General features: G+C 64.3%; 15 protein-coding genes. 6 read left to right on the top strand and 9 right to left on the bottom strand.

The genetic code is table 11. From position 1 onward, the window contains the following. Positions 1 to 9: 9 nt before the first annotated feature. Positions 10 to 948, bottom strand: coding sequence for a 50S ribosomal protein L11 methyltransferase (locus ASF57_RS12385; RefSeq protein ID WP_056483683.1), 939 nt, complete (start codon positions 946 to 948; stop codon positions 10 to 12). 404 nt (positions 949 to 1,352) lie between these two features. Between ASF57_RS12385 and modA the strand changes: the two genes are divergently transcribed. The 4 genes from modA to ASF57_RS24765 all read left to right on the top strand — a co-directional run bounded on the left by modA (position 1,353) and on the right by ASF57_RS24765 (position 4,567). After that, a complete protein-coding gene (modA, locus tag ASF57_RS12390; protein ID WP_056483686.1) occupies positions 1,353 to 2,144 on the top strand; it encodes a molybdate ABC transporter substrate-binding protein in 792 nt (263 codons plus the stop codon). 47 nt (positions 2,145 to 2,191) lie between these two features. Continuing rightward, positions 2,192 to 2,917 (top strand): molybdate ABC transporter permease subunit, encoded by a 726-nt coding sequence (gene modB, locus ASF57_RS12395; protein WP_056179963.1) that lies wholly within the window; start codon positions 2,192 to 2,194, stop codon positions 2,915 to 2,917. Further along, positions 2,914 to 4,014, top strand: a complete 1,101-nt coding sequence (gene modC / locus ASF57_RS12400; RefSeq protein WP_056483689.1) for a molybdenum ABC transporter ATP-binding protein — start codon at positions 2,914 to 2,916, stop codon at positions 4,012 to 4,014. Before modB ends, modC begins: the two co-directional genes overlap by 4 nt. Before the next feature lie 148 nt (positions 4,015 to 4,162). Further along, positions 4,163 to 4,567 carry a hypothetical protein gene (locus tag ASF57_RS24765; protein ID WP_082503915.1) on the top strand — a complete coding sequence of 135 codons (405 nt, stop codon included), beginning with the start codon at positions 4,163 to 4,165 and terminating at the stop codon, positions 4,565 to 4,567. Between the two features lie 119 nt (positions 4,568 to 4,686). Here the strand turns inward: ASF57_RS24765 and ASF57_RS12410 are convergent, their stop codons facing one another. Further along, a complete protein-coding gene (locus tag ASF57_RS12410; RefSeq protein ID WP_162241563.1) occupies positions 4,687 to 6,774 on the bottom strand; it encodes a flagellin in 2,088 nt (695 codons plus the stop codon). A gap of 242 nt (positions 6,775 to 7,016) precedes the next feature. Between ASF57_RS12410 and ASF57_RS12415 the strand changes: the two genes are divergently transcribed. After that, positions 7,017 to 7,436, top strand: coding sequence for a flagellar biosynthesis repressor FlbT (locus tag ASF57_RS12415; RefSeq protein ID WP_056483695.1), 420 nt, complete (start codon positions 7,017 to 7,019; stop codon positions 7,434 to 7,436). 87 nt (positions 7,437 to 7,523) lie between these two features. Here ASF57_RS12415 and flaF read toward each other — a convergent pair whose 3' ends face one another. Then, positions 7,524 to 7,883: a flagellar biosynthesis regulator FlaF gene (gene flaF, locus ASF57_RS12420; RefSeq protein WP_056483698.1), complete on the bottom strand. Its 360-nt coding sequence runs from the start codon at positions 7,881 to 7,883 to the stop codon at positions 7,524 to 7,526. Positions 7,884 to 8,056: 173 nt separating this feature from the next. Here flaF and ASF57_RS12425 point away from each other — a divergent pair, with 173 nt between their 5' ends. Next, complete coding sequence (locus ASF57_RS12425) at positions 8,057 to 8,302, top strand: hypothetical protein (RefSeq protein ID WP_056484477.1); 246 nt, start codon at positions 8,057 to 8,059, stop codon at positions 8,300 to 8,302. 20 nt (positions 8,303 to 8,322) lie between these two features. Here the strand turns inward: ASF57_RS12425 and ASF57_RS27250 are convergent, their stop codons facing one another. From ASF57_RS27250 to ASF57_RS12450, 6 genes are all read right to left on the bottom strand, one after another. Further along, on the bottom strand, positions 8,323 to 8,457 hold the full coding sequence (locus tag ASF57_RS27250) for a hypothetical protein (RefSeq protein ID WP_280138762.1): 135 nt from the start codon (positions 8,455 to 8,457) through the stop codon (positions 8,323 to 8,325). Between the two features lie 96 nt (positions 8,458 to 8,553). Next, positions 8,554 to 8,862: a hypothetical protein gene (locus tag ASF57_RS26945; RefSeq protein WP_082503916.1), complete on the bottom strand. Its 309-nt coding sequence runs from the start codon at positions 8,860 to 8,862 to the stop codon at positions 8,554 to 8,556. A gap of 159 nt (positions 8,863 to 9,021) precedes the next feature. Beyond that, a complete protein-coding gene (locus tag ASF57_RS12435; RefSeq protein WP_056483705.1) occupies positions 9,022 to 9,552 on the bottom strand; it encodes a metallophosphoesterase family protein in 531 nt (176 codons plus the stop codon). A 28-nt stretch (positions 9,553 to 9,580) separates the two neighbouring features. Continuing rightward, a complete protein-coding gene (locus ASF57_RS12440) occupies positions 9,581 to 10,681 on the bottom strand; it encodes a TonB family protein (RefSeq protein ID WP_056483708.1) in 1,101 nt (366 codons plus the stop codon). Positions 10,682 to 10,685: 4 nt separating this feature from the next. Continuing rightward, positions 10,686 to 11,183 carry a protein TolR gene (gene tolR / locus ASF57_RS12445; protein ID WP_056483711.1) on the bottom strand — a complete coding sequence of 166 codons (498 nt, stop codon included), beginning with the start codon at positions 11,181 to 11,183 and terminating at the stop codon, positions 10,686 to 10,688. A 155-nt stretch (positions 11,184 to 11,338) separates the two neighbouring features. Continuing rightward, the gene (locus ASF57_RS12450) at positions 11,339 to 12,031 is read right to left on the bottom strand and encodes a MotA/TolQ/ExbB proton channel family protein (protein ID WP_056483714.1); all 693 of its coding nucleotides are present in this window, start codon (positions 12,029 to 12,031) and stop codon (positions 11,339 to 11,341) included. Positions 12,032 to 12,055 lie beyond the last annotated feature (24 nt).

The following is a 12,055-nucleotide window of genomic DNA, read 5'->3' on the forward strand; positions in this document are numbered from 1 at the left end:
ACGCCGGGCTCAGGAGTGCCGCAACCAGCCGCGACGCGGACGTGGGGCGCTGCCGCCACGTTTCAGCACCAGGGTGGCCCAGCCCTCGATCAGGCCGTGACGGGCGAGGTGAAACCCGCGGTGGCGGTAAGTCGAGAGGACGCCCGGGACGTCGCGCTCGATCAGGCCGGACAGGATCAGGATACCTTGATCGGCAACGACCGCCGTGAGGGAGGGTGCCAAGCCCTTCAGGGGGCGCGCCAGGATATTGGCGAAGACCACGTCGAACCGGCGCGGTCGATCGGCGAGCGCATGGCGGACGCCCGGTCCCTGGTAAAGCCGCAGCACCGGCCCGAGGCCATTGAGGCGGGCATTGCCGACCGCGGTGGTCACCGCTTCGGGATCGAGGTCTCCGGCGATGACCGGTGTATGAAGCGCCTTGGCCGCCGCGAAGGCCAGGATACCGGTGCCGGTGCCGACATCGAGCACGTGGGCGGGGCGCCCGCGCTTGAGGATCTCCGCCAGGGCTTTGAGGCAGCCGAGTGTCGTACCGTGATGGCCGGTCCCGAAAGCCAGCGCCGCCTCGATCTCAATGGCAAGATCGTTCGCCCGCACCGTGTCGCGGTCGTGGCTGCCATGAACGAAAAAGCGTCCGGCCCGCACGGGCTTCAGGCCTTCCAGGGATGCACGAACCCAATCCTGCTGATCGATGGTCTCGAAGCTCGCGACATCCGCCTGTTCACCCACCACGGGCCGGATCAAGTCGCGGATCATGTCCTCGTCTGGGGCGTCGGCGAAGTAGGCCTCCAGCCTCCACGTCTGTCCGTCCTCCGCCTCGAAGGCGGCGACCGCCGTCTGGGTCGGGTCGAACATCTCGCCGAGAAGATCGGTCATCGCACGCGCCGAGCCCTCATCGGTGAGGAGGCGGAGCACATGGGTCGGGCGGTGGGGGGGCAGGCCTTCGAGCATGCCCGGGGCTCTATCACCCGCGACGTCCCGCCGCCACCAGGGGCGGAAGCTTGGCCGGAACGGAAGCGTGAGATCTGCGTTTGCTGTGGCTTCTCCAGGCTCACGTCGGTTTCGGAGCGTGCGTTGTGCGTATGAAAATCAGAAGAACCGGCGGTCGAACGCCGGTCGTCCTCGCAGAAAAGTCCAAGGCCCGCCGTCGCCTCGTTCGCGATCGGGGCCTCTTTTCGGATGCCGAAACTCTGACGGGGCCACTTCCCGGTTCGATGCTGGTTCTGCTGAGCCGTCTGCACCGTTCGGAGCGTTCGCCCTCGGAGGACGAAGATCGCGGCAACTGACGGCGTTGTTCCGAACCATGCTATGGCCGACCTGCCGGATCGGCTTGGCTGGCAACGGGAGACAGGGTGATGGTGCAGATTCGGCGGGCGTGGCTCGGTGCGATCCTGTGCCTGGTCCTGGGAGTCGCTGGAACCCCTGCGTGTGCCGAGGCGCCGGTGGTGGTCTTCGCGGCCGCCAGCCTGAAGAACGCGCTGGATGATGTTAGCGGGGCCTGGACGAAGGCCACGGGAAAGACCGTCAGGATTTCCTATGCAGCGTCCAGCGCTCTGGCCAAGCAGATCGAGGTTGGCGCGCCTGCCGATCTGTTCTTCTCCGCCGATCTTGCCTGGATGGACTACGTGGCGGTCAAGGGTAGCATTCAGGCTTCGACCCGCACCAGCCTTCTGCGCAATGCCTTGGTGCTGATCGCGCCAACGGACTCGTCTCTCACCGTCGATCTCAAGCCGGGTCTCGACCTCACGAAGGCTCTGGGTGAGGGACGCATCGCCATGGGTAATGTCGAAGCGGTCCCGGCGGGAAAATACGGAAAGGCCGCCCTCGAAACGCTTGGGGCTTGGGACAGCGTGAAGGACCGGGTTGCTCAGGCCGAGAATGTCCGCGCCGCTCTCCTTCTCGTCGCCCGCGGCGAGGCACCCCTCGGCATCGTCTATGCAACGGATGCGATCTCGGACACGAGCGTCAAGGTCATCGCTGCGTTTCCGGCCGCGAGCCACCCGCCCGTGATCTATCCGGTCGCCCTCACCAAGGCTTCAACCAACCCGGACGCAGCGGATTTCCTCGCCTATCTGCGCAGTCCGGCCGCACGGGTATTCTTCGAACGCCAGGGGTTCTCGGTTATCGGCGTGGAGAATCGGACCTGACCGGTCGGATGCGGGTCCACTGAGCCTTGGTCAATCCGCTCCTGGACATGTTCGGCCTGACTCCGGACGAGGGAAGCGCAATCGCGCTGAGCCTGCGCGTCGCGTCCGTCGCCACCTTGGCAAGCCTCGTCCCAGGGCTTGCGATCGCCTGGGTGCTGGCGCGGAAGCGCTTTCCGGGGCGTGCGCTTCTCGATGGTCTGGTCCATCTGCCGCTGATCCTGCCGCCCGTCGTGACGGGTTACCTCCTCCTTCTCGCCTTCGGGCGACGGGGTACCTTCGGGAGCATGCTGGCCGAGTTCGGCATCGTGCTCTCCTTCCGATGGACCGGAGCAGCACTAGCCTGCGCCGTGATGGGCTTCCCCCTGATGGTTCGGGCCATGCGCTTGTCCCTGGAGGCCGTGGATCGTCGAGTGGAGCAAGCCGCCGCGACCCTGGGCGCCAGCCCCTTCGCCGTCTTTCTCACCGTAACTCTGCCGCTCGCTCTACCGGGTGTGTTGGCCGGCACGGTCCTGGCCTTTGCCAAGGCGATGGGGGAGTTCGGGGCGACCATCACCTTTGTGTCGAATATCCCCGGCGAGACCCAGACCCTGCCGTCGGCGATCTATACGCTGACCCAGGTGCCCGGTGGCGAAGCGGGCGCCCTACGTCTCACCCTGATCTCGGTGGCCATCTCGATGGGGGCCTTGCTCATTTCGGAGCTTCTCGCCCGCAGGCTCGGGCGTCGCCTGGGCCAAGGTCATGAGCAGATGGCGAGAGGAGGCGGGGGGGCATGACGATCACGGTAGATCTCGCCCTCAAGCGGGACGCCTTCCACCTCGACGCGGCCTTCACGGCGCCTCCTGGGCTGACCGTTCTGTTCGGCCGCTCAGGGTCGGGGAAGAGCACGGTGATCGCCTGCATGGCCGGGCTGGTTCGACCGGACCGGGGCCGGATTGCCCTGGACGATCAAATCCTCCTCGACACGGTCCGCAACATCGATGTGCCCACGCATCGGCGTCGGATCGGAACGGTGTTTCAGGAGGCGCGGCTGATACCCCACCTCTCGGTGCGGCAGAACCTTGCCTATGGGCGCTGGTTCGCGCGCGGACTGCGCGATACCGCCGGGCTCGAACCAGGGGCTGTGATCGATCTGCTGGGCATCGGCCATCTCCTCGACCGACAGGTCGTGGGTCTCTCCGGTGGCGAGAGCCAACGGGTCGCGATCGGTCGGGCGCTGCTGTCGCGGCCCCGCCTTCTTCTCATGGATGAACCGCTGGCCGCCCTCGATGCCGAGCGCAAGGCCGAGATCCTGCCCTTGATCGAACGCCTGCGCGACATTGCCGGCCTCCCCATCGTGTATGTCAGCCATGCGGTCTCCGAGGTCGCACGGCTCGCCAACACCATCGTGGTGTTGGAGGGCGGCCGAATCGCCGCCGCCGGACCCGCCGAGGCCATCCTGCGACGGGGTGACCTCGGCGCCTTTCATGCCGCCCAGGCCGGCGCGCTCCTCGATATGGTGGTGGAGGCGGACGTGCCAAATGCCGGGCTGACACGTCTCTCCGGCCGTGCAGGGCGCCTGCTGGTGCCGCGTCTGAGCCAGGCGGTCGGAACCACCGTACGAATCCACGTGCCCGCCCGCGACGTTCTGCTCTCTCTTGACGATCCGCGGGGCCTGAGCGCCCGCAATCGACTGAGCGGCCACGTCTCGGCTCTTCATGATCAGGCCGAGGGTGCCGTGCTGGTGGAGGTGGATTGCAGCGGTGCCGTACTCTCCGCGCGCCTGACGCGGGCCTCCGTTCAGGAACTTAGCCTCGCGCCCGGCACACCCATCTTCGCGATTATTAAGAGCGTCGCCTTCGACCCTCACGGAGTTGGTGCGATCGAGATCTGATGGGTCGTTAAAATTCGAGTGCTGAATTTATTGTCGGCTTGATTTTGCGGATCAAGATCCTCGCGCCGGAACGGATTCCTTAAGATCCCATTCACGCCGCGCGTCGTGTCTAGAAGACGACCGCAACAGCCGACCGCAGGAGCGTGCGATGTCGATCCCCAGCCTAGGCGCGACGCCAGCATCCTACGTCGTCGGCGCAACGCCGGCCCCGATCTCTCCCGTTCAGCCTGTCCAGGCTCCAGCTCCCCTTGCGCCTGCGGTCAAGGTCGATATCCGCAGTCAGGACCAGAGTTCCGATGCCCGGATCGGGACGGCACGGGCTCCTGAACCGGACGAGGACGCCAGAACCCCACGAGCGGCTCAGGCCGCGATGGAGCCGCGTATCCGGATCGACCAGGACACCAAGACAGTGATCTATCAGGAAGTCGATCCGGCCTCGGGTGACGTGGTGATACAACTGCCGGACCCGGTGGTGCTCAAGGCCCGCGCCTATGCCGAGGCAGCCGAGGCCCGGGCCAAGCTATCTGCTCGTCCGCTCGACCTTACGGCTTGAGCCGAAGCGCCGACCCAAACGAAAAAAAGGCCGGGGCGATGAGCCCCGGCCTTTTTTATACGGTTCGATGGAAAGATGGAGAAAGCCGCCGGCCCGAAGGCCGGCGACGGGCTTATCCCTTAGCGAAGCAGCTGCAGGATGCCCTGGTTCGCCTGGTTCGCGAGCGAGAGGGCCGAGATGCCGAGCGACTGGCGGGTCGACAGGGCCTGGGAGTTGGCGGCTTCCTCGTTGAGGTCCGCGTTCGTCAGGTTCGCCGATCCGGTGTCGAGGATGTTGATCAGGTTCTTCGAGAAGTCCTGACGGTTCTGCACCACCGAGAGGTTGGAGCCGAAGGTCGAGGACTGTGCGCGAAGCTGGCTGGTGGCGGCCGTGATGGCCGTCAGCGTCTTGTTGATCTCGTCATCGTTCTGGAAGCCGCCGGTCACAGCCGTGAGGCCGAGACCATCGGAGTCAAGCTTGGCGCCGGCGATGGTGATGCTTGACGAACCGGTCTCGTTGAAGGTCACCTTCAGCGAGTTCTCCTTTTCATCCGTACCCGAGCGATACAGCAGATTGATGCCGTTGTAGCTCGAGTCCTTTGCCTGCTGGGTGATCTGGTTCAAGATTTCGTTGAACTGCTTGGCCAAGGCGTTACGGGTCGAGTTGGTTGAGCCGGTGCTGTCCTTGCCGGTCGCAGTCCGCTCGGCCGGCTTGGTTGTCGCAGCAGCTTGACCAAAGCCGATGTCAACCTGGTTGGCGATAACGGCCGTTTGCGCTGCGTTGATCGTGATTGTCTGATTTGCGCCAACAGCAGTCGAGTTGATCTGCAGCTTGCCAGCACTGTCTACGCTTGCTTCGACTTTTCCGTTAAGACCGGTGTCGGCTGCGAATTGCTTGTTAATAGCAGCAACAATTTGGTCTGCGGTCGAGTTGTCGCCCAGCTCAACACTGGTCAGGGAGATTTTCTTCGTGGGATTATCGCCGAGCTTGATCGTGAAGGAGCCATCATCACCGGCTGCGAAATCGTTGTTCGCCGCGGCGTCAATAGCATTAGCGCCACTAATGATGGCCTTGGCCGATCCGTCCGTCGCGTCCGAGCCAGAGGCAGTCAGACCCGTGGCGACAGTGCCGGTGCCGGCATCCGTCACAGAAGTTGCAGTGGTGCCGAAGCCAAGGTTCGCCGTTACAGTGCCCTGAGTGTAAGTCACGTTGGCACTGGTTCCGACGTCGTTTCCAGTGAAGGTCAACCGGTTGCTGGCGAACGTCGCTGTGATTGACGAGCCCGCAGCCTGAAGCTGACGGTTGATGGCTGCCAGCGTATTGGCTTCATTGCCCGTGGTCGCCGTTGCGCCGAGTTTGTCGCCGTTGTCGTTGTAGACGGTGTTTGCATCGAGCGTGATGGCAACGCTCTGAAGTCCATCGCTGACGGAAAATGAAGCGGAGTTCGTACCGAAATCCTGTGTCGCAAAGTTAGCGGTGCCGGCCACGGTCGCAGCAGAAGTGCTGGATGCTTTGCCGAAGCCGATGTCGAGCGTCGAACCGGACGACCCCTTCACGTTAAGGGTCTGTGCGGCGCCGGTGCCGGTGGTGTTGAAGGTAATCCGGCCGTCGCTGGCAACGGAGGCCGACACTTGGCCCTTCAGAGCAGTGCTGTTGCCGATCTGGCTGTTGATGGCCGAGACGACCTGCTCGGCGGTCACCTTGGTCAGGTCACCGGAGGCGCTGCGGAGCGTGGACGAATCCAGGCGGATCGTTGCGCTCTTGGCGTTGGCGCCGGTGCCAAGCGTAATGTCGACCGAGCCGTCTTTGCCCAGCGTAGAGAAGTCCTGCGTGCCGTCCGAGGTGCCGGCGAGGCCCTGGAAGGAGATGTTTCCAGAGACTGCAGCGGTGGTTGCAGCCTTGCCGCTCGAGATAGCGCTCTTGTCTGCGAGAGCCTGGTTCGAGAGGGACTTCGCCGAATCGACCAGCTTCTGGATCGAGGTGATGCCCTGGTTGGCAGCCTGGATGGTCTGGACGCCGTTGGAGATGCCGTTGAGGAGCGCGCCGAGATCGCCGGAGCGGCCGGACAGCGCCTGGGAAGTGAAGAAGCTCGTCGGATCGTCGAGGGCCGAATTGACCTTCTTGCCGGTCGACAACCGGTTCTGAGTGGTGGCGACGAGATCAGCCGTGCCCTGCAGCGAGAGCAGGTTCTGGCGAGTGGCAGAGGTGAGGGTGACGCCTAAAGACATGATGGTCGATCCATTCTGATCGGTGCGCCTCCGTTTTTGGAGGCGACCGCAGATGACCATCGATCCCTTGCAATCGACTTAATGAGTCTCGCGAACGAACTGTTAATGAGCTCGGTCAAACGTGGCGAATGTTGAAAATAGCAAGATATATCAATTATTTGGCGATCCGCTCGCATCATCTTCTTTAGGTTCTGTTAACCATGCTCGGCGAGTATGCTCCCAGATCCGCAACGAGTAGCGCCATGCCCCTGAAGATCGAACTCAAGCCGTTCGAGCGTCTGCTCATTGGCGGCACGGCAATTCGCAATGGATCGCGTCGCTCCAGCTTCGTCATCGAGACCGTGACCAAGTTTCTGCGAGAGAGCGACATCATCCTGGAGAGCGAGGCCGATACGGCCTGTAAGCGTCTCTACGTCACACTGACGGTCTTGTATCTTGCGGACAGCACGCCCGAAGCGGAGGACCTGTTCATCACCCAGGCCAATGCGTTGATGACGGCCGCGCCGAGCATGGCGCCCTATCTCCGCGACATTCACGATTTCATCGCGCAGGGCGAGTTGTACCGAGCCCTGAAGCGCTGCAAGGACCTGATCCAATACGAGCAGTCGCTAGCGGAACGGTTGGTGCCCCCAGCCAATCCCGATCCGTCGACGCACCGCTGAATTTCGGAGCTTGCCGCAGGAATCGAAAGAGCCCGCCGCTGGGAAGCGGCGGGCTCTTTCGTGCGGCAGGAGCACGCCGCCGTCAGCCTACATGCGGAGGCCGGCGGCGATATTCTGGTTGATGCTGATGAGGGCGGACAACTTCTCGGCAGTCGGATCGATCAACGTATCGATCATCCGTTTGAAAACGAAGGTCGAGAGTTCGGCAATGCTGTTCTTGATCTCAGCAGGCAGCGGGCTCTCCGGAGCGGTGGCGGCCCCAGCGATGATGGTCCAGACCTTCTGGTTGAAGTTCAGGGCCTCACTGAGCCCCGGTGCCTGATTGGACCAATCCGACTGGATGGCTTGAAGTCGGGTCGCAGCCTTGATCAGCACGGCGGCTTCCGCTTCGCGCGGCGACAACGCCGTTTGTGAAACCCGGGCATAGGCGCTGGCCCCGTACGACATTGCTCGATCCTCCCTCAGGTGCGCAAGCCCGATTCGGGGCAGCGGAGGCGACCTTAGGCAGCCGATGATTAAGGGATCGTAATATCAACCTATGCCGTAATCATGCCGAGATGAGCGGCGAGGGAAGGGTCGCGCCCGCGCAGACCACGCGACGGGCGCCGGATTCCACCATCATGATGAACTTCATTCTGGGGACGATGGCGGGCGGCCTCCTGGTCGGGCTGGTCACGATCTCGGCCGTCCGACATCCGAGCGTCCAGGCCAAGCTGGGACTGTTTCCCGTCTCGAATGCGCTCCTGATGCCGGCAGCCAAATCTCCGGCCATCAACCGCCTTGATCCCGCCTGTCGCCCGCTGGCGACCGTTGGACAGCCCGACATGCTGTTCTCAAAGCGTCGGTTCTGGTTTGTCGCTCCCTGAAGACGGGAGGGGCGGGGTAGTCAGATGCTGCTGATCAGGAACATCACCATCGTGGTCGCCACGGTGGTGCTGAGGAAGCCGCACAGGGCTGCCGCGAAGGACGGGCCGATGGCCGGGTTATGGTGCAGGGCGTTCACGTCGGCGGTGGTGTTCATCAGGGCTGACCTTGGCGGCGGCGAATCATCGGCCGGGTGGGATGGGAAGGTGGATCGTTCGGGTCCGGAAGGGCGTGCGGGTCCGCACCCTGTCAGTCAGCAGCGGTGCGCGGCTTTGGCAGCCCGCAAAGCGCGAGATTCACTGCGCAGGTCGATAGCGACAACGCCGGCACCACAATCCTCGAATGCATCCCGGGCATCCGCATAGCGGTCTCCGATCTCGTCCAGCGTGTCACAGGCGCGATCGTGGTTGCCGAGCCGAGCCTCTTGGCGGAACTGGAAGCGGAGCGCGTTGGCCTCATCGACTTTGCGCTGCGCATCGAGACAGGCAGGGGCTGCGAGGGCAGGAGCCGCGAGACTGATCAGGAGCATCGTGCCGAGCGTAAGTCGAAGCGGGTGACGCATGGAAACACCTGAGATGTGGACACTGGGGCGTGCGGCCGGTGAATTGAATTCACGGATCGTTCGAGAGTGTCCGCAAGATGAGAGTTGGCTTGGCCCAAAAAGAAATAGGCGTTGCGCTGCTCGTCCTGCGTTCAGGTTTCGGAAACGGCGCACCCGTCGCTAAGGTTCCACGCTTTTGTGCACTGCCGTCCGCTTGCGGCGGGAGGCCAGGATCGCTGCAAGACTGACCGGAGCAGGACCTTGAGCGTCAATTCCGACATCATACTGTCGGGGTATGGGCTTCAGGCGGTTGTGCGAGTGCCCATGCAGATTGATGGCCCCCCGCCCGATCCCGTTCCAAGTGCGAAAGGCGTAGTGGCAGAGAACGAGGCGACGGTCATCGACGGTGAGTTCGGCGTAGTGCGAAACCGACGTCCAGTCTGATGCGCGCAGCGTCCCAGGCCCATCGTTGTTGCCAACGATCAGGTGTTTGGTTCCGGGAAGGGATACGAGGATCTCGGCGATGCGGGTGTCCGAAGGGCCGAGAGCGAAGTCGCCGAGATGCCAGACCTCATCCTCCGGCTTCACCACGGCACTCCAGGCGGCGATCAAGGCTGCGTCGTGAGCCGCAAGGTCCGGATAGGGACGCTTGTCGATCCGCAGGACCCGCGAATCTCCGAAATGCGTGTCGCTGGTGAACCACACCGGCATGATCAGCGCCTATTGCCGGACACCTCGATTACCGCCCTGGGCTGAAGCGCAGCGGAACGGTCACGGCCAAGCTGCTCAGAGTGATGCCGGCGGGGGCGGGCGGAAGCGAGCCGCGTACGGTCGCCAGGGCTGCGCTGTCGATCGCACCGATGCCGCTGCTGCTGGCAAGGCCCGCACTCAGAACCTGCCCGGAGCGGGACACGGTGAATCGCACCACAGCGACGCCACCGCTGGTCCCCGCCGCCGCATTGGCGTTCATCCGGCCGCGAATGGCGGAGCTCAGCATACCCTGCCAAGCGCGTAGGGCGTTCGGGTCGTTGCCACCAGCGGCAGCGCCGGCACTGCTCTGACGGGACGCGGACGCGGAGTTCTGCTGCGCGCGCCCCTCGCTTGCCGTCGCCGCCGCACGGCGGGCCGCTTCCTTAGCAGCCTTGGCCTTCGCCTCTTTGGCGGCTTCGCGCCGCGCGTCGGCTATTGCTTCGCGCCGCTCCTCTTGCTCTGCCTTCAGGCGAGCCTCACGGTCGGCCTTGCGCTTCGCCTCCCGCTTGGCTTCGAGGATCTTGGCCGGGTCGGGCTTAGGCTTCTCGATTTCCGTTGGCTTGGGAGCGACAGCGACGGTGGGTGGCGGCGGTGCCAGCGCGGGCGCTTCGGGCGCCGACGAGGTGATGACCTGATCCTCCGGCGGCGGTTCCGCCACCGCCTCCACCGGTGGCTGCACCGGCGCATCCGTTGGGTCGGCCATCGTGGTGGCTTCCGGGGCGACGGGTGTCGCGTCCGGTGGCGGCGGCATGGTGGCTTCCGGTGGGGCGACCTCCGTCGTCTCCATCGGTTTCACCACCGGCTCGGCTTCCGGTGTTTCGACGGGGTTCGCTTCGGGCGGAGCCGGGCTCGACGCGGCTTGCTCGGCTGGCGACTGTGTATCTGCGTCCGTCATCTGCGGGGCGAGATCGATCGTGACGATGTTTTCGCCAGGAGGTGCCGTTGGCGCGGCGCCGAACACCATCATGCCGACGAGAGCTGCGATGTGCAGCGCGAGAGCGACCAGGAAGGCATAGGCGAGGCCGGATGGGCCTTGCCGCTCCGGGCCGCGTGTCGTTGCGAAGGCGCTCGGGGGTTGAAGGACACTCATGAGATCAGCGTGGCGTTCCGCTGGCGGCGGCAGGAGCAGGGGCCGCCGGTGCGGAGGGCAGCGCGCCGCCGGGTGATTGCGCGATCAGCGAGACCTTGGAGAATCCCGCCTGTCCGACGAGCCCCATTACTTCCATGACCCGACCATAGGAGACGTCGCGATCCCCGCGGACCAGCATGACCTGGTTGGGATCCTGTGCTGCCAATGTCCGCAGACGTGGCAGGATCGTATCCGGGAACAATTCTTCCTTGGCGAGATAGGGCTTGCCATCTTTATCGATGGAGATCTCGAGCGGTTTCTGGGCCTGCGCCACCTTCTGAGCGGTCGTTTTCGGGAGCTGTACCGGCACGCCCGTCGTCATCAGGGGCGCGGCTACCATGAAGATGATGAGCAGCACGAGCATGACGTCGACCATCGGGGTGACGTTGATCTCGGACATCGGCGCCGCGTCGAGGCCATCCTCGTCATCGCCGCCGCCGGCGCGGATCGAACCCATTGCCATCGTGAAGCGGCCCTCCGGGGCCAGGGTGGACGACCGTAAGCCGGCCCATCGCAGAGATTGCTGTGTCTGAATCGGCGCTGTCGCGGCACCGAAACGGCTCTGAATTGAACTGGAACCCGATCAGGCCCGAGAGATCACCGCTGCAATCCTCATCGTCATTCCGCTGCGGCGGCGCGTCCGTGGACAGTCCGGTCGCGGGCGAGTCGGTTGCCGAGAATTCCGATGGTCGAAATGAAGCTCGACTGAACCCGGCCGACATCGTTGATGAGCTTGTTGTAGGCCATGACCGCCGGAATGGCGACGATGAGGCCGATGGCCGTTGCGAACAGTGCCTCGGCGATGCCGGGGGCTACGACGGCGAGGGAGGTATCCTGGCTCTTCGCGATCGACGAGAACGAATTCATGATGCCCCAGACCGTGCCGAACAGACCGATGAACGGCGCCGTCGAGCCGGCGGTGGCCAGCAACGGTAGGCCGGTCTGCAAGCGCTTGATGCGTGAGGTCAGGGCAGCCCGCATCGCGCGCTCGATGCGATCGCGCCGCTCGGCACGGGTCTCGGTGGCATCCTGATCGCGCCAAGCCTCGACGGCCGCTCCCGTGATCTGGGCGTCGATGCCACCACCGGAGGCTTCCAGCGCGCCTCCGGAGCGCACCAGGGCATCGAAGGCGCGAGCCTGACGCTTGGCGGCCGCAACCCGTACGATCTTCTCGAACACGACGGTCCAGCACGCGATCGAGGCGATCACGAGCAGGAGCATGACGCCTTTCACGATCGGATCGGCCTGCAGGAACAGTCCGAAGAAGGATAAGTCGTGGGTGACTCCGGCCGGCGCGGCTGTCGGATCCATGGCGGGCTCTCTCGGTACGTGCGG

It is taken from the genome of Methylobacterium sp. Leaf117 (assembly GCF_001422985.1).
Taxonomy (GTDB): Bacteria; Pseudomonadota; Alphaproteobacteria; order Rhizobiales; family Beijerinckiaceae; genus Methylobacterium.